Below are 17,435 nucleotides of genomic sequence, written 5' to 3' on the forward strand. Positions count from 1 at the left end.
ATATCCAGCCTTCGGAGAGGTTTCGGTTTGAGTATGGACCCAGCAATCGAACTCGTGGGCATCGATAAAAAATTCGGTGCCGTTCACGCCAATAAGAATATCAACCTGACCGTTGCCAAGGGTACGATCCACGGCATCATCGGGGAAAACGGTGCCGGAAAATCGACCCTGATGTCGATCCTCTACGGTTTTTACCAGGCTGATGCCGGTGAAATCCGGGTAAACGGCGCGCCGGTATCGATCCGCGATAGCCAGGCTGCGATCAGTGCTGGCATCGGCATGGTCCATCAGCATTTCATGCTGGTGGAAAATTTCACCGTGCTGGAAAACGTCATGCTGGGCGCGGAAGGCGGCGCATCGCTTGCCAAGGGCAGGGCGGCTGCGCGCAAGGAGTTGAAGCGCCTTGAAGACGACTACGGGCTGGAAGTCGATCCGGATGCTGTGATCGAAGAACTGCCGGTCGGCCTGCAACAGCGCGTCGAAATCCTGAAAGCCATGTATCGTGGCGCCGAAATCCTGATCCTCGATGAGCCGACCGGCGTTCTCACGCCTGCGGAAGCCGATCATCTTTTCAAGATCCTCGGTGTCCTGCGTGAGCAGGGCAAAACCGTCATCCTCATCACCCACAAGCTGCGCGAGATCATGGCGATCACGGATTCCGTCTCCGTCATGCGCCGCGGCGAAATGGTGGCGGACCCGCAAAACCTCCGAAACCAGCGTTGAGGAACTGGCCGAACTGATGGTCGGCCGTCGCGTGCTGCTACGGGTGGAAAAAGGCGAGACGACGCCGGGCGAGGTTCTCCTTTCCATCCGTAATCTGACCGTCAAGGACAGCCGCGGCGTCACCATGGTGGACGATGTCTCGCTGGATGTCCGCGCCGGCGAAATCGTCGGCATCGCCGGTGTGGCCGGCAATGGCCAGTCCGAACTTCTCGAAGCGATCGCGGGCATCCGCAAGCCTTACTCGGGAGAGATATGGGTGGCCGGGCAGAAGGTTGATCGACCCGATCCGTCCATTCTGCGCGAACTCGGTCTCGCACATATTCCGGAAGACCGGCACCATATGGGGCTGGTGCTGAAATTCGAGGAATATGAAAATTCCATCCTCGGCTATCACCATGACGAGCGATACGGCAAAGGCCCTTTCCTCAACCCCGAGGCCATCCGCAAGGATGCGGTCGAAAAGATCGAGAAATACGATATCCGCCCGCCGAACCCGCAGCTGAAGACCGCCAATTTTTCCGGCGGCAACCAGCAGAAGATCGTCGTTGCCCGCGAAATCGAGCGTGACCCCAAGATGCTGATCATCGGCCAGCCGACCCGCGGTGTGGATATCGGCGCCATCGAATTCATCCATCGCCGCATCATCGAAATGCGCGATGCCGGCAAGGCGATCTTGCTGGTTTCGGTCGAACTCGATGAAATCCGTTCCCTTTCGGACCGGATCATGGTCATGTTCGCCGGGCGTGTCGTTGGAGAAAAAACGGCGGAAGCCGAAGAACAGACGCTGGGCCTGATGATGGCCGGCATCGCCGCATGAGGCATGAATGAGCACCGCTTCCGTACCCCTGCCAAACTGGATCACCTACGGCCTCCTGCCGTTTTTAAATGTAGTTACCGCATTTCTGATTTCCGGCCTCGTCGTCTGGTCGATCGGTGAAAATCCGCTCGCGGCGCTTCGCCTGCTCATCGAAGGTGCGTTAGGTCGTGGCGATGCCATCGGCTTCACGCTGTTTTATACGACGAGTTTCATCTTCACCGGCCTCTCTGTGGCGGTCGCCTTCCATGCCGGTCTGTTCAACATCGGTTCTGAAGGCCAGGCCTATATTGGCGGACTGGGCGCGGCGCTGGTGGCGCTGGCGCTCGACCGTTATGTGCCGTGGTATGTGACGATGCCCTTCGCCATCATCGGCGCTGCGGTTTTCGGCGCGGCCTGGGCGTTTATTCCGGCATGGCTGCAGGCAAAACGCGGTAGCCACGTCGTCATAACCACCATCATGTTCAACTTCATCGCTGCGGCGTTGATGGTCTATCTGCTGGTGAACGTGCTGATCGTGCCGGGCAAGATGGCGCCGGAAACGCGCACCTTTCTGCCAGGTGGGCAATTGCCGAAGCTCGACTGGCTGATGGCGCTGTTTGGCCTGAAGCTCGGGCCGGCGCCGTTCAACGTCTCCTTCATCATCGCACTGGTTATGTGTTTTCTCGTCTGGGTGCTGATCTGGCGCACCAAGCTCGGTTATGAGATGCGCACGCTCGGCGTCAGCCCCTCGGCCGCCGTCTATGCCGGCATTCCCTATGCGCGCACCGTCATCATCGCCATGCTCATTTCCGGCGGTCTGGCAGGTATGATGGCGCTGAACCCGGTCATGGGCGCGTCCGCCCGTTTGCAGGTGGAATTTGTCGGCGGTGCGGGTTTCGTCGGCATCGCCGTGTCGCTGATGGGGCGAAGCCACCCGCTCGGCATCCTGTTTTCGGCGCTGCTGTTCGGCATTCTCTATCAGGGTGGTGCAGACCTCTCTTTCGAGATGCCGAATATTACCCGTGAGATGATCGTCGTCATCCAGGGTCTGGTTATCCTGTTTGCCGGCGCGCTTGAATATATGTACCGGCCGGCGATCGTCCGCATCTACCAGCGCTTGGCAAAGGGGTGAGCTGATATGGATTTCTTCGATATGCTGGTCAGCATTCTCGGCTCGACCGTCCGTCTCACTATCCCGCTTCTGTTCACGGCGCTTGCCGGGCTGTTTTCCGAACGCGCGGGCGTGTTCGATATCGGCCTTGAAGGCAAGATGCTGGCGGCAGCCTTTGCTTCGGCTTGTGTCGCCTATCTCACCGCAAATCCCTGGGCCGGCCTGCTTGCGGGCATTGCCGTCTCCATCCTGTTTTCGCTGATCCACGGCTTTGCCGTCATCACAAATCGCGGCAACCAGATCGTCTCGGGCGTGGCGCTCAACTTCATTGCCGCCGGTCTGACGGTGGTTCTGGGGCAGGCGTGGTTCGGGCAGGGCGGGCGCACGCCGCAATTGCCGGGCGAAGGCCGTTTCGCACCGATCATCCTGCCCGGTGCGGATGCGATGCGCGACGTGCCTTTCATCGGCCCGCTCTACGCCAATGTCATTTCCGGTAACAATATCCTGACCTATCTCGCCTTTCTGGCGGTGCCGCTGTCCTGGTGGGTGCTTTACCGCACCCGTTTCGGCCTTCGCCTGCGCGCGGTGGGTGAAAATCCGGGCGCGGTCGATACGGCGGGCATTTCGGTGACATGGATGCGTTACCGCGCCGTCATCGTTGCCGGCTTCCTCTGCGGTTTTTCGGGCGCCTATCTCGCCGTTGCGCAATCGGCGGCCTTCATCGCCAACATGTCGGCCGGCAAGGGCTATATCGCACTCGCCGCGCTGATCTTCGCGAAATGGAAGCCGGTGCCGGTCATGTTCGCATGCCTGCTCTTTGGTTTCCTGGATGCTTTCGCCAACTTCATGCAGGGCAAATCCGTGCCGGGTATCGGTGAAGTGCCGGTGCAGATTTTCCAGGCCATGCCCTATATTCTGACCTGCATCCTGCTTGCCGGTTTCATCGGCGTCGCCAAGCCCCCCAAGGCCGGTGGCGTTGCCTATGCGAAGGAGCGTTAAATCCATGTCCCGTGAACCAATGTCCCATCAGTTGTTCGAGGCAGCGGTGGAGGCCATGGCCTTTGCCCATGCGCCCTATTCGAAATTCCCTGTCGGTGCGGCAATCCGCGCTGAAGACGGTAAGATCTACAAGGGCGCCAATATCGAGAACCTCTCCTTCCCTCAAGGCTGGTGCGCCGAGCCTTCGGCCATCAGCGCCATGATCATGGGTGGAGCAAAGAAGATAAGCGAGATCGCCGTCATCGCGGAAAAGCTTGCTCTTTGCCCGCCCTGCGGCGGCTGCCGGCAGAAGATCGCCGAATTCGCCTCGCCAGACACCAAGGTCTATCTCTGTGACGAAACCGGTGTTCAGAAGGTCATGACCATGGATGAACTTTTGCCCTTCAGCTTCAAGACCGAGCTGCCCTGATGCCGGATACGCTGATCGATATTCTGGTGGAGCGTCTGAATGGCCTGATGCCGCGCATCGCCATCGTGCTGGGCTCAGGCCTGGGGTCGCTTGTGGACGAGGTCAGCGATGCGATCCGCGTGCCCTACACCGAACTTCCCGGTTTCCCTGCAAGCGGCGTTTCTGGCCATGCGGGCGAGTTGGTGGCCGGATATCTCGGTGGCGAGCCGGTAATGATGCTGTCCGGCCGGGTGCACTATTACGAAAAAGGCGATCCGGCCGCCATGCGCGCGGTCATTGAGGCGCTCGCCGGTCTTGGCGTGCAGTCGCTCATCCTCACCAATTCTGCAGGCTCGGTCAGGCAGGACATACCGCCCGGCTCGGTCATGCAGATCACCGATCATATCAATTATTCCGGCATGAACCCGCTGATTGGCGAAGAGAGCGACAACCGCTTCGTCGGCATGACCACGGCTTATGATCCGGACCTGATGCTCGCGATGCGTAATGCCGCGATCCGCGCGACGGTGCCCTTGTTCGGCGGCGTCTATATGTGGTTTTCCGGCCCGAGCTTCGAAACGCCGGCGGAAATCCGCATGGCGCGGCTGCTGGGTGCGGATGCCGTCGGCATGTCCACCGTGCCGGAAGTCATCCTCGCCCGCTTTTTCGGGATGCGCGTTGCCGCCGCATCGGTTATTACCAATTACGGTGCCGGCATGACTGGCGCTGAACTGAGCCATGAGGAAACCAAGGACATGGCTCCGGTAGGCGGCAAGAGGCTTGCCGCCATCTTGAAAGAAATGATCGCAGGAGGAGCGTGACCATGGAACTCCAGCGTCCGCGCGAAGCGGCTGCCCTGACACTATCCTTGCTGGACCTGACCAACCTCAAGGAAGACTGCACGCCCGAGCAGATTGCTGCTTTGTGCCAGAGGGCTCATACCGAATACGGCAATACCGCCGCGATCTGCATCTGGCCGCGTTTCGTCGCGCAGGCGCGTGCCGCTTTCGGAAAAGACCATGCGATCCGTATCGCCACGGTCGTCAATTTTCCTTCGGGCGATCTGGATGTTGCGACCGTGGTGGCGGAGACCGAGGCAGCTATCCGCGACGGTGCCGACGAAATCGATCTGGTCATCCCCTATCGTAAGTTCATAGCAGGCGATGAAACGGCTGTTTCCGAGATGGTGGCTGCCGTACGCAAGGTCTGCGTCGCACCCGTTCTTCTCAAGGTCATTCTCGAAACCGGCGAGCTGAAGGACAAGGCTCTCATTCGTCGTGCTTCCGAACTCGCCATTGCCGAAGGGGCCGATTTCATCAAGACCTCAACAGGTAAGGTCGCCATCAACGCCACGCTGGAAGCCGCCGATATCATGTTGCAGGCGATCCGCGACAGCAGGCAGAAGGTGGGCTTCAAGCCTGCCGGCGGTGTCGGCACGGTGGAAGACGCCACGCTTTATCTGCGGCTGGCGGAAACAATCATGGCGCCCGACTGGGCCATGCCGTCCACGTTCCGCTTCGGCGCTTCCGGCGTTCTCGATGATGTCCTGAACGTGCTGGCCGGTGGCGAACCGGCCAAGGCCGCCAGCGGGTATTGAGCTTGATCCCGCAGGAAATCATCCGCCGCAAACGTGATGGCCTGTCTCTTGCGCCGCAGGACATTGCCGCTTTTATCGAGGCGCTGTCCAAGGACGGCATATCGGAAGGCCAGGCCGCTGCTTTTGCCATGGCGGTGTTTTTCCGGGGTATGAACCGCGACGAGATGGTGGCGCTGACACTCGCCATGCGCGACAGCGGTGATGTCCTGTCCTGGAACGATATTGGCAGGCCGGTGGCGGACAAGCACTCGACCGGCGGCGTCGGCGACAACGTCTCCCTGATGCTCGCCCCGATCGTTGCCGCCTGCGGTCTTGCCGTGCCGATGATTTCCGGCAGGGGCCTTGGCCATACCGGCGGCACGCTCGACAAGCTGGAAGCGATCCCCGGTTACGATGTGATGCCGGACGAAGCCCTGTTCCGCCGGACGGTCAAGACGGTCGGCTGTGCCATCATCGGCCAGACGGGCGATCTCGCCCCCGCAGACAAGCGCCTCTATGCTATCAGGGACGTGACTGCGACGGTGGATTCCATCCCGTTGATCACCGCCTCCATTCTGTCTAAGAAGCTTGCGGCCGGACTTCAGACGCTGGTTCTGGATGTGAAGGTCGGCAACGGCGCTTTCATGCAGAGTGTGGAGGATGCCCGTAATCTCGCCGTCGCGCTGGTCGATGTGGCAAATGGCGCAGGCCTGCCGACGACGGCTCTTATAACCGACATGAACCAGCCGCTTGGCGATGCCGCAGGCAATGCGGTCGAAATCGTCAATTGCCTGGACTTTCTGGCTGGCCGCAAGGCGGGAACGCGTCTCGAAAAGGTGGTTCTTGCCTTTGCTGCGGAAATGCTGGTGCAAGCGGGCAGCGCGGCCACTCTGGATGAAGGCGAGGCGCTGGCTGAGGCCGCCCTTTCCTCCGGGCGTGCCATGGAAGTCTTTGCGAAAATGGTCGCAGCACTTGGCGGGCCTGCGGACTTTGTCGATCATCCATCGCGTTACCTGCCATCGGCGCCGGTCATTCTCCCGGTTTCGGCTGAGCGCAGCGGCTGGCTGGCATCCTGTGCGACGCGCGATCTCGGCATGGTCGTTGTCGAGCTTGGCGGCGGCAGAAGAATGCCGTCAGACAAGATTGACCCTTCGGTCGGGATCTCCGATATCCTGCCGCTCGGCACAAAAGTGGAAAAAGGCGAACCAATCGCCTGCGTCCATGCGGCCTCTAAGCAAGAAGCGGAACTTGCCGTCAAAAGGATTACGGCCTGCTATGGGGTTGCTGACACTGCGATGGAAACCAGCACTGTGGTCCTCGAGCGAATTACCTGACCAGCCTCATTTCGCCACCCGATACCTTGAATGACGATAGTTGTTTCAGGAAGCTCATGCCAACAAGCATGTTGCTCAACGCATTATCTTTCAGCACCATGGCGTCGACATTCTGAACGCGGATCGTGCCGATTTCCACCCGGTCGAGCTTCAGATAGGCCGCCATGGTCTGGCCGTTGGCGGTTGAGATCGGATATTTGAAATCGAGGCTGTTGACGCCGAAACCGAGCCGCCGGGCGATCGTCTCATTGATGGCAACCATGGAGGCGCCGGTATCGACAAGCCCGTCGAAAGATTTACCGTTGATACGGAAGGCGGCGTTGAAGTGGCCGCGTGCGTCCGCTTTCAGATTGACGCCACCAAGCGAAACGGGCTCCGGTTTGACGGCTTCCGATTTGACTTCGGCTTTTTCCACCGTGGCTTCCGGGCGCGGCTGAAATTTTTCCACCAGCGCCGGAATCTGCGTGGCGCTGACCGAAAGACCGATAAGCAGAAAAATCGTACGCGCCAGCAAGTCGTCGCTCCTGAGAAGGCAGGGTTATCCCTATGCAGAATAGACGCAAAACGTGCTGAAATCTTAAAAGAAAAAAGCCATTCGCCGCTTGTTGGTCGGCGAATGGCTCAAACGGTTAAGCGATGATGAACGGTGTTATTTCGTGCCGTACATGCGGTCGCCCGCATCGCCGAGGCCGGGAACGATATAACCCTTTTCATTCAGCTGCTTGTCGATTGCGGCAGTATAGATCGGCACATCGGGATGCGCTTCACGGAAATTCTTGATGCCTTCGGGTGCAGCCAGCAGACACAGGAAGCGGATGTTCTTCGCGCCCCGCTCTTTCAGCTTTTCAACCGCAGCGATGGAGGAATTGCCGGTCGCCAGCATTGGATCGACGACGATGATAAGGCGGGCATCGAGGCTTTCGGGAGCCTTGAAGTAATATTCGACCGCCTCCAGCGTATCGTGATCGCGATACACACCGATATGCGCAACACGCGCCGAAGGCACGAGTTCGAGCATGCCTTCCAGAAGGCCGTTGCCGGCACGCAGGATGGAGGCGAAAACCAGCTTCTTGCCCTCCAGCACCGGAGCCTCGATGGTTTCGAGTGGCGTATCGATGGTTTCCATCGTCATTTCAAGGTCGCGCGTCACTTCATAGCAGAGCAGCGTCGAGATTTCCCTGAGCAGGCGGCGGAAGCCGGCTGTCGAGGTTTCCTTCTTGCGCATGATGGTAAGTTTGTGCCGCACCAGCGGATGTTCGATGACTGTGACGCCGTCCATGAAACTGGCCTTCCTTTTTTATCCTGTGCCCCTGTAATTCACCGAAAGCAGGCTTTTCGCAAGCCTTCTTCGCGGTTTTACCCCGCCAACCGATGCCTAGTGGCTATCGAGTTTCGCAAGCAGCCGGGCGCGTGTGACTTCATCCACAAAGGCGCTTTCCAGTGCGGTTCGGGTCATACGGTTGATCTCGGCATCGCTGAAACCGAAAGCATCCGCAGCCAGCGCATATTCCCGGGCAAGCGAGGTAAAGAAGAATGGCGGATCGTCGGAACTGATGCAGACGCGCACCCCGGCATCGCGCAACGCCCTCAGCGGATGGCTGCCGAAATCGGGATAAACGTTGAGCGCGATATTTGATCCGGGGCAGACCTCAAGCACTGTTCCCGCCTCAACCAGCCGATCGACGAGAGCGACGTCTTCGATGGCGCGCACGCCATGCCCGATGCGCGACGGCTTTACGAGATCGAGCGCATCGACGACGCTTTCCGGTCCGCAGACCTCACCCGCATGGATGGTCAGTCCCAGGCCGGCATCGCGGGCAATGTCGAAGGCGCGTGCATAATCGGCGACGCGGCCCATGCGCTCCTCGCCCGCCATGTTGAAACCGGTCACTAGCGGGTGTTTCGTCCGTGCTGCATATTCAGCCGCCGCGATGACCCGTTCAGGACCGAAATGCCGCTCGCCGGTCACGATGATGCGGGTTTCGATACCGGTCTTTTCTTTCGCGATCCGGATGCCCTCGGCGATACCGGAGAGATAGGCGTCAGCGCCGAGCCCGATGCGGTCGCCATGATCGGGCGAGATGATGAGCTCGCTATAGATCGTATTGGCCTCGGCAAGTTCGGTCAGATAGGTTTGCGTCAGAACCGCATAGTCCTCATCGGTCTTGAACACCTGCGCCACCGCATCGTAGCACTGGATGAATTGCGCAAAATCCGACCAGACGTACTGGCCGTCGCGCAGAAAGCTACTGGTGTCTATGCCGTATTTCTCAGCCTGTTTTGCGACGAGGGCAGGGGGTGCCGCACCTTCCAGGTGGCAGTGAATTTCCGCTTTCAGCAAATGCGATGTCAAATGAAGCTCCTGCCGTGCGAACCGGCCTCGATACCTAGATGGTGGGCGATGCTTTCGCCAATGTCGGCGTAGCTTGAACGAATGCCGACATCGCGGGAGCGGATGCCCGGCCCGAATGCCATGATCGGCACTCTTTCCCGTGTATGGTCCGTGCCCCGCCATGTGGGATCGCAACCATGGTCAGCGGTAAGAATGGCGATGTCGCCCGGCGCCATTTTGCGATGGATTTCCGGAATGCGCGCATCGAAGGCTTCAAGCGCCGCCGCATAACCGGCAACATCGCGTCGATGGCCGTAGAGCATGTCGAAATCCACGAAATTGGTGAAGACAAGATCGCCGTTTTCGGCTTCGTCAATAGCGTGCAGCGTTGCATCCATCAGGGCGCTGTTGCCATTTGCCTTGATGATGCGCGAGACACCCTTGTGGGCATAGATATCGCCGATCTTGCCGATCGCGTGCACTTTCCTGCCAGCCTCCACAAGGCGGTCGAGCAATGTCTGTTCGGGCGGCGGAACGGAGAAATCGCGGCGGTTGCCGGTGCGTTCGAAGGTTGCGACCGTCTCGCCGATGAAGGGACGGGCAATGACACGGCCGATATTCAGCGGATCGAGCAGCTTGCGCACCGTCTCGCAGAGCGTGACGAGCCGCTGCAATCCGAAATGGGTCTCGTGCGCGGCGATCTGGAACACGGAATCGGATGAGGTGTAGCAGATCGGCTTGCCGCTCCTGATATGCTCTTCGCCAAACTTCGCGATGATCTCGGTGCCGGAAGCGTGGCAATTGCCGAGAATGCCTGGAATATCCGCTTGCGTGCAGATGGCTTCCACCAGTTCGGGAGAAAAGGCGTCGCCTTCTGTCGGGAAGTAGCCCCAGTCGAAGGTGACGGGCGTGCCCGCGATCTCCCAATGGCCTGAGGGCGTATCCTTGCCCCTCGATATTTCGCTGGCAGAGCCATGCAGGCCGAAAATACGCTCCGGCGGCTCCATGCCGGCGGGAATGTCGCCGCTTGCTTGTCGTGCAATCTCCAGAAGACCAAGCGAAGACATGTTGGGCAGCTTCAGCGGACCCGCCCGAAGGCCCGGCCTGTCGGCAGCACCTGCCGCGCAGAATTCGGCGATATGACCGAGCGTATTGGCGCCGAGGTCGCCATAATGCTCCGCGTCAGGCGCACCGCCGACACCGAAGGAATCCAGAACGAGAAGAAATGCTCTTGCCATAACTCACCGAAACGAAAATGCGCCGACGGGCAATGTCAGGCCGAACTGTCGTTATAGATCAGCAAAACGTGAAGAAGGAAGTGATTTTATGAACCATCCGGTAAAACCGGCTGTTCAATCCTCTTCCCGTTTCGATTTCGGCGCGTTGAGATTGCGCAGCACGTACCATCCAGCGGCAATTACCATGGCCGCCAGAATATACCATGTGATGGCGTAGGACAGGTGGTTGTTGGGGAAGGTGAGTATGGTCTTGCCGCCGACCGGTAGGCCACCCGGATTGGGCGTCGCATCGGCATCGACATAAAAGGGCGCCACGCCGGAAAGGCCGGATGCCTGCGATATCTGCGGGATATTGCGGGAGTACCAGCGCCGATTTGCCGGATCGTTGGTTCGAAGGAAAAGCCCGCCGGTTTCTGACGCGCGCATAAGCCCGACGATCTCGACCTGCCCGGTTGGCTCGCCTTCCCGGCGCGAGGATGGATCGCGTTTGTCGGAAGGCACGAAGCCGCGATTGACGATGATATTCGATCCGTCATCGCGTCTCAGCGGCGTCATCACCCAGTAGCCGGGGCCGAGATCGCTGACCGTATAGACCTGGACCTCCTTGTCGTTGAGGAAGGTGCCGGACAGTTTCACGCGGCGATATTCATAGTGCGCGGGGTCTGCAAGGGCCGGCCATTCGCTGGCTGCCGGTGCATCCACAGGTGCGGCATGAGCGCGAGCTTCGACGCGTTCGATGAGATCGAGCTTCCAGAAGAGGCGTTGAACCTGCCATGTTCCAAGCGCCAGCAGGAAGCCTGTCAGTACAATAGTCAGAAGCAGGACGACGATTGCTGCGGGGCGGACGCGTCGCGTGTGCGGGGCGGTTGTCGACGGATCGGTCATGGTTTCACAGTCCTTGCAAGGCCATGCGGTTTGCTGCGGCAACACTGTCGGCTGTCGGCATCCGGGTCTTCCAGCAAATAACCCCATAAATCGCGCCGACGATTCATGGGGTTATGCGCTGCGGGGGGCGTGTGCTGGCGCAGAAAGCGGCCCGCCGGAAATCCGGCAGGCCGTTGATCTATGGCTGCTCAGGGCAGGTTTTTCACATCCTCGATGTGCAGCGGCATCATGTTCTTGTTCATGTTGTACATGACCCAGAGTGAGCCGGAGAGTGTGATCAGCAGCACCACGACGGTGAAGATCAGCGCCATGAAGGTCCAGCCGCCTTCGGACTTGGTGTCCATGTGCAGGAAATAGATCATGTGCACGAAGATCTGGATGACGCCGAGACCCATGATCGCGATGACCAGCAGCGTCTTGTTTTCAAGAACGTCGCCCATGACCAGCCAGAACGGGATCGCCGTCAGGATGACCGACAGGACGAAGCCGATCATGTAGCTTTTGAACGTGCCGTGGCTGGCGCCATCATGGTGGTGATGGTCGTCGCCATGCGCGTCGTGGTGTGCGTGTGCTTCGGAACTCATCAAAGAACTCCCATGAGATAAACGAAGGAGAAGACGCCGATCCAGATGACGTCAAGGAAGTGCCAGAACATCGACAGGCACATCAGGCGACGCTTGTTTGCGGCGATCAGACCATGTTTTGCGACCTGGAACATCAGTGTGACGAGCCAGATCACGCCGAAGGTGACGTGCAGACCGTGCGTACCAACCAGCGCGAAGAAGGCGGAAAGGAACGCTGAACGCTGTGGACCTGCACCTTCTTCGATCAGGTGATGGAACTCGTAAAGTTCCACGGCGAGGAAGGCGAGACCGAAGAGACCGGTGATGCCGAGCCAGATCAGCGTCGTCTTCACCTTCTGCTTCTCCATTTCCAGCATGGCGAAGCCATAGGTGATGGAAGAGAAAAGCAGGAAGGCGGTGTTGATCGCCACAAGCTTCAGATCGAACAGATCTGCGCCCGAAGGGCCGGCCGCGTAGTTGCGGCCGACAACGGCATAGGTGGCAAACAGCGTTGCGAAGATGAGGCAGTCGCTCATCAGATAGAGCCAGAAGCCCAGCGAGGTGCCGTTCTCCGGATGGTGGTCTTCCTTGAGGTAGAAGACCGGTGTTTCCGCGCCCGCGGCGCTTTGTGCAGGTGTATGAGCCATATTCGTTACGCCTGTTCCGCAAGCAGCTTCGTACGTTCCGCCTCGACTGTCGAAACATCGGAGGCAGGAATGTAGTATTCGCGGTTGTAGTTGAAGGTATGGGCGATCGAGACCGCGATGATGGCGAGCATGGACAGAGCCGCCAGCCACCAGATGTGCCACACCAAGGCAAAGCCAAGCACGACGCTGATGGCGCTGATGATTACGCCCGCACCGGTGTTCTTCGGCATATGGATCGGTATGAAGCCTTCCTTGGGACGGTCGTAACCGCGCTTCTTCATATCCGCCCAGGCGTCGACGTCATGCACAACCGGCGTGAAAGCGAAGTTGTAGGCAGGCGGAGGCGACGAGGTCGACCACTCCAGCGTACGCCCATGATAGGGATCGCCGGTCACGTCACGGAGCTGATCGCGCTTCAAGAAGCTGACGATGAGCTGGATGACGAAGGAAGCGATGCCGAGCGCGATCAGGAAGGCGCCGAAGGCTGCGATCAGGAACCAGATCTGGAGCGAATTGTCTTCGAACTGGCTGATACGGCGGGTCACACCCATCAGGCCGAGAATGTAGAGCGGCATGAAGGCGAAGTAGAAGCCGATGAACCAGAACCAGAAGGACAGCTTGCCCCAGAACGGATCCAGGCGGTAGCCGAAGGCCTTCGGGAACCAGTAAACGATACCCGCAAGCACACCGAACACCACGCCACCGATGATGGTGTTGTGGAAGTGGGCGATGAGGAACAGCGAGTTGTGGAGCACGAAGTCCGCCGGCGGAACAGCGAGAAGAACGCCGGTCATGCCGCCGATGACGAAGGTGATCATGAAACCGATCGTCCACAGCATCGGAACGTCGAACTTGATGCGGCCCTTGTACATGGTGAAGAGCCAGTTGAAGATCTTCGCACCGGTCGGGATCGATATGATCATCGTGGTGATGCCGAAGAAAGCGTTGACGCTTGCACCGGAACCCATGGTGAAGAAGTGGTGCAGCCAAACGATGTAGGCGAGGATGGTGATGACACCCGTCGCATAGACCATCGAGGCATAACCGAAAAGACGCTTGTTGGAGAAGGTCGAGACGATTTCCGAGAAGACGCCGAAGGCCGGCAGCACCAGGATGTAAACTTCGGGATGGCCCCAGATCCAGATGAGGTTGACATACATCATCGGGTTGCCGCCGAGATCGTTGGTGAAGAAATTCGTGCCAACGTAACGGTCAAGGGTCAGAAGGGCGAGCGTGCCGGTCAGGATCGGGAAGGATGCCACGATCAGGATGTTCGAACACAGCGACGTCCAGACGAAGATCGGCAGCCGCATCATGGTCATGCCAGGTGCGCGCATCTTGATGATCGTGACGATCAGGTTGATACCAGAGAGCGTCGTGCCCACACCGGCGATCTGCAGACCCCAGATGTAATAATCCACACCCACGCCCGGACTTCCATCAATGCCGGAAAGCGGCGGATAGGCAAGCCAGCCAGTCTGCGCATATTCACCGATGAACAGCGAGATCATGGTGATGACGGCACCGGCCGTGGTCATCCAGAACGAGAAGTTGTTGAGGAAGGGGAACGAAACGTCGCGGGCGCCGATTTGCAGCGGCACGACGAAGTTCATGAGACCGGTGATCATCGGCATGGCCATGAAGAAGATCATGATGACGCCATGGGCCGTGAAAATCTGGTCGTAATGGTGCGGCGGAAGATAGCCTTCCGATCCGCCGGAGGCGATCGCCTGCTGGACGCGCATCATGATGGCATCTGCGAAACCGCGCAGCAGCATGACGAGTGCCAGAATGATGTACATGATACCGATCTTCTTGTGATCGATGCTCGTGAACCATTCATTCCAGAGATAACCCCACAGCCGGAAATAGGTGAGGGCGCCGACGACGGCGATGCCGCCCAGAGCCACTGCCGCGAAGGTCGCGACGAGAATGGGCTCGTGAAGCGGGATGGACTCCCATGTCAGCTTCCCGAACAGGAATGACGTTTGATCGGAATTGACGATCATTTTTAGCCTCTTGCGATTCTAAGACATAAGATCGGCGCAGCCATTGGCCGCGCCGCATAATGCCGGGACTTATCCGTCAGCCAGCGACTTGTTTCGTTTCCGGCAGCGCCGCGGGTTCGAAAGTCTGTCCTTCGATCGCAGCCGGAGTGGATTGGGGTCCGCTGGCGACACCGTAAGGTGAAAGCGGTGTACAGACGACGGAGTTCAGCGCCTTGGCGATATCGATGCCTTCCTTGCCGCCGCCGCCCTTGGCGTCGATATGCATCATGTCACGCATGCAGAGCTTGTTGGGCTCGACACAGCGGTTGAGGATGGCATCGTAAAGCTGCGGATCGACGGAGGCGAAATATTGCACCGGCTCACGTTCCGAAGGCTTGGCAAAGTCGAGATATTCCTGGCGACCGAAGCCTTTGCCGCCATCCTTGATCTTCGCAACCCACTGATCGAAGCCCTGTTGGCTGAGACCATGGAACTTGAAGCGCATATGCGAGAAGCCAGGGCCGGAGAAGTTGGCCGAGAAGCCGTCATAAACGCCTTCCTTGTTGATGACCGCGTGCAGCTTGGTCTGCATGCCACCCATGGCGTAGATCTGGCCGGCGAGTGCCGGAACGAAGAACGAATTCATCGCGGTCGTGCCGGTGATCTTGAAGTTGATCGGAACATCGACCGGAGCTGCAAATTCATTGACGCTGCCAATGCCGAGCTCGGGGTAGAAGAACAGCCACTTCCAGTCCATGGCCACCACTTCCACCGTAAGCGGCTTGGTCTCGGCGGTAACCTGACGGTTTTCGTCGATACGCTCCAGCGGGCGGTAGGGGTCGAGACGGTGGGTGGAAATCCAGGTCACCGTGCCTAGCATCAGGATGATGGCGACCGGGGCGGACCAGATCACCATTTCAAGGCGCGTCGAGTGATGCCACTCGGGATCGTAGTCCTCGGCCTTCGCCGATTCGCGATACTTCCACGCGAAGAACAGCGTCAGGGCGATAACCGGGACGATGATGAGCAGCATCAGAACCGTGGACGTGATGATGAGGTCGCGCTGCTGGATGGCGACGTCGCCCGAAGGGTTCATCACCACGAGGTTACAGCCGCTAAGCAGCAGCAGTGCGGGGATTGCCAGAAGGGCAGATGTGATTTTCTTGATCATGCGCACGTTCTTTGAACTCGTACAGTTTGGATTATGCCGCGATTAATTGCCGAACATCATTTTTGAAATGAGGTATATTGTCGCGGTGCAGCGAAACCTTCGCGATGCACCATAGGCTTAGCGGAGCCGCGTTTGAAGGCGGAGCGGCTGCATTATCGCATAGGGAGCTTGCGGGGCAAGCCTTTCTTATCAAACTTCAATTGACGTTACGTAGGGTGCGTGTGACAATCCGTCGCATCGTAACGCTAAGGAAGAGGAGCCGGCGCGTTACAGGAAATGGTTCGTCCATGACGCAGGAGGGATATTATGAGTTATACTGATGCTGCTCCATCTTTTGGGCAGGCGCCGGAAGCGAAGGGACATGGGACCGATCCGGTCAAGGTCGATCCGGATCGCATTACAATTGCTGTCATTCTTGCGAGAATGACGGAGTTTTTCGACTTTTTCATCTACGCCATCGCCTCCGCGCTCGTTTTTCCGCATGTCTTCTTTTCCTTCGTCGATCCGCTGACGGCGACGCTTTATTCCTTCGCGGTCTTCTCGCTGGCCTTCATCGCAAGGCCGATCGGTTCATTGATCTTCCTCCAGATCGACCGAAAGTTCGGCCGTGCCGTCAAGCTGATGGCGGCCCTGTTCACGCTTTGCGGTTCCACCATGGCGATCAGCTTTCTTCCGTCCTATGCGGAAGCCGGCATGCTTGCCCCCTGTCTTCTGGCGGTATTCCGTATCGGTCAGGGACTTGGTCTTGGCGGTGCCTGGGATGGTCTTGTCTCGCTCCTCGCCATGAACGCACCGCCGAAGCAGCGCGGCTGGTACGCCATGATGCCGCAAATTGGTGCGGCGATGGGCTTTGGTCTTGCCAGCGCATTCTTCATCGTGTTCGTGACGCAGCTCTCCAGCGCGGAATTCCTGGCCTGGGGCTGGCGTTTCCCGTTCTTCGTTGCACTGGCGCTCAATGTTCTCGCGCTCTTTGCCCGCCTGCGCATGATTGTCACGCCGGAATTCCAGTCCATGCTGGCACAGCATGAGCTGGAGCCGCGCCCCGTGTTCAAGATGCTGCGCTCGCAGTTTCCGGTCGTGCTGACGGGCGCTTTCGTGCCGCTGGCAAGCTTCGCGCTCTTCCATCTTGTCACGGTCTTCCCGCTTAGCTGGGTTTCCCTCAATACCACCCAGCGGGTTTCGGACTTTCTGTTCGTGCAATTCGTCAGCGCCATCATCGCCGGCGGCATGATCGTCGTGTCTGGTATTCTCGCCGACAAAATCGGCCGGCGGAAGCTGCTGGCTTTCGCCGCAGTGCTGATCGGTCTTTTCAGCCTCGTGGCACCGCTCCTGCTGAGTTCGGGCGATATAGGGCGTTATCTTTTCGTCTTGGTCGGCTTTGCATTGCTTGGCCTGTCCTTCGGCCAGGCGGGCGGTGCGCTCGCCTCCCGCTTCAGCCGCGAATACCGTTATACCGGCGCTTCGCTCACCTCGGATATTTCCTGGCTGATCGGCGCTGGTTTTGCACCGCTCGTGGCGCTCGGATTTTCGTCCAAATTCGGACTGTTTGCGGTCGGCATTTACCTGATGTCGGGTGCAGTCTGTACACTGGTCGCACTGTGGTTCAGCCGAACGCTGGACATGCCCTCGGAGTGAGCAGGGCAATATAAACATCTCTGCAGCCATCGCGCCGCGGAATCCTGTC

16 protein-coding genes and 2 pseudogenes are annotated in these 17,435 nt (G+C 58.9%); 9 read left to right on the top strand and 9 right to left on the bottom strand.

Going from position 1 to position 17,435, the window contains the following annotated elements:
• Positions 1-33 precede the first annotated feature (33 nt).
• The 7 genes and pseudogenes from QE432_RS13780 to deoA all read left to right on the top strand — a co-directional run bounded on the left by QE432_RS13780 (position 34) and on the right by deoA (position 6,927).
• A pseudogene (locus QE432_RS13780) lies at positions 34-1,540 on the top strand (ABC transporter ATP-binding protein).
• Between the two features lie 7 nt (positions 1,541-1,547).
• Positions 1,548-2,651, top strand: a complete 1,104-nt coding sequence (locus QE432_RS13785; protein WP_003514397.1) for an ABC transporter permease — start codon at positions 1,548-1,550, stop codon at positions 2,649-2,651.
• A 6-nt stretch (positions 2,652-2,657) separates the two neighbouring features.
• Positions 2,658-3,629, top strand: coding sequence for an ABC transporter permease (locus tag QE432_RS13790; protein ID WP_306624626.1), 972 nt, complete (start codon positions 2,658-2,660; stop codon positions 3,627-3,629).
• A 19-nt stretch (positions 3,630-3,648) separates the two neighbouring features.
• A complete protein-coding gene (locus tag QE432_RS13795) occupies positions 3,649-4,038 on the top strand; it encodes a cytidine deaminase (protein WP_019564546.1) in 390 nt (129 codons plus the stop codon).
• Positions 4,038-4,838 carry a purine-nucleoside phosphorylase gene (locus tag QE432_RS13800; protein WP_013635248.1) on the top strand — a complete coding sequence of 267 codons (801 nt, stop codon included), beginning with the start codon at positions 4,038-4,040 and terminating at the stop codon, positions 4,836-4,838. The genes QE432_RS13795 and QE432_RS13800 overlap by 1 nt, the downstream gene beginning before the upstream one ends.
• 2 nt (positions 4,839-4,840) lie before the next feature.
• Positions 4,841-5,614 (top strand): deoxyribose-phosphate aldolase, encoded by a 774-nt coding sequence (gene deoC, locus QE432_RS13805; RefSeq protein ID WP_003514408.1) that lies wholly within the window; start codon positions 4,841-4,843, stop codon positions 5,612-5,614.
• Positions 5,611-6,927: a thymidine phosphorylase gene (gene deoA, locus QE432_RS13810; RefSeq protein ID WP_306624628.1), complete on the top strand. Its 1,317-nt coding sequence runs from the start codon at positions 5,611-5,613 to the stop codon at positions 6,925-6,927. Before deoC ends, deoA begins: the two co-directional genes overlap by 4 nt.
• Here deoA and QE432_RS13815 read toward each other — a convergent pair.
• The 5 genes from QE432_RS13815 to QE432_RS13835 all read right to left on the bottom strand — a co-directional run bounded on the left by QE432_RS13815 (position 6,920) and on the right by QE432_RS13835 (position 11,382).
• On the bottom strand, positions 6,920-7,441 hold the full coding sequence (locus QE432_RS13815) for a TIGR02281 family clan AA aspartic protease (protein ID WP_111804238.1): 522 nt from the start codon (positions 7,439-7,441) through the stop codon (positions 6,920-6,922). The two genes, deoA and QE432_RS13815, sit on opposite strands and share 8 nt — an antisense overlap.
• Before the next feature lie 135 nt (positions 7,442-7,576).
• Entirely contained in the window at positions 7,577-8,206 is a 630-nt protein-coding gene (upp, locus tag QE432_RS13820) for a uracil phosphoribosyltransferase (protein WP_003493096.1), read from the bottom strand.
• Between the two features lie 96 nt (positions 8,207-8,302).
• Entirely contained in the window at positions 8,303-9,280 is a 978-nt protein-coding gene (locus QE432_RS13825) for an adenosine deaminase (RefSeq protein WP_306624632.1), read from the bottom strand.
• Entirely contained in the window at positions 9,277-10,497 is a 1,221-nt protein-coding gene (locus QE432_RS13830; protein WP_306624634.1) for a phosphopentomutase, read from the bottom strand. The genes QE432_RS13825 and QE432_RS13830 overlap by 4 nt, the downstream gene beginning before the upstream one ends.
• Before the next feature lie 114 nt (positions 10,498-10,611).
• Positions 10,612-11,382 carry an SURF1 family protein gene (locus QE432_RS13835; protein WP_306624636.1) on the bottom strand — a complete coding sequence of 257 codons (771 nt, stop codon included), beginning with the start codon at positions 11,380-11,382 and terminating at the stop codon, positions 10,612-10,614.
• 90 nt (positions 11,383-11,472) lie between these two features.
• On the opposite strand from QE432_RS13835, the pseudogene QE432_RS26660 reads away from it, so the two are divergent.
• A pseudogene (locus tag QE432_RS26660) lies at positions 11,473-11,559 on the top strand (twin-arginine translocation signal domain-containing protein); the annotation flags it as partial.
• 11 nt (positions 11,560-11,570) lie between these two features.
• Here the strand turns inward: QE432_RS26660 and cyoD are convergent.
• From cyoD to cyoA, 4 genes are all read right to left on the bottom strand, one after another.
• Entirely contained in the window at positions 11,571-11,966 is a 396-nt protein-coding gene (gene cyoD, locus QE432_RS13840) for a cytochrome o ubiquinol oxidase subunit IV (protein WP_003514416.1), read from the bottom strand.
• Complete coding sequence (gene cyoC / locus QE432_RS13845; protein ID WP_003514417.1) at positions 11,966-12,592, bottom strand: cytochrome o ubiquinol oxidase subunit III; 627 nt, start codon at positions 12,590-12,592, stop codon at positions 11,966-11,968. The genes cyoD and cyoC overlap by 1 nt, the downstream gene beginning before the upstream one ends.
• Positions 12,593-12,597: 5 nt before the next feature.
• Positions 12,598-14,601, bottom strand: a complete 2,004-nt coding sequence (gene cyoB, locus QE432_RS13850; RefSeq protein WP_003514419.1) for a cytochrome o ubiquinol oxidase subunit I — start codon at positions 14,599-14,601, stop codon at positions 12,598-12,600.
• A 76-nt stretch (positions 14,602-14,677) separates the two neighbouring features.
• A complete protein-coding gene (cyoA, locus tag QE432_RS13855) occupies positions 14,678-15,751 on the bottom strand; it encodes a ubiquinol oxidase subunit II (RefSeq protein WP_003514421.1) in 1,074 nt (357 codons plus the stop codon).
• 306 nt (positions 15,752-16,057) lie between these two features.
• Here cyoA and QE432_RS13860 point away from each other — a divergent pair, with 306 nt between their 5' ends.
• Positions 16,058-17,386: an MFS transporter gene (locus tag QE432_RS13860; RefSeq protein WP_003514422.1), complete on the top strand. Its 1,329-nt coding sequence runs from the start codon at positions 16,058-16,060 to the stop codon at positions 17,384-17,386.
• The last annotated feature ends 49 nt before the right edge of the window (positions 17,387-17,435 follow it).

Source organism: Agrobacterium sp. SORGH_AS_0745 (assembly GCF_030818995.1).
In the GTDB taxonomy this organism is placed as follows: domain Bacteria; phylum Pseudomonadota; class Alphaproteobacteria; order Rhizobiales; family Rhizobiaceae; genus Agrobacterium; species Agrobacterium tumefaciens.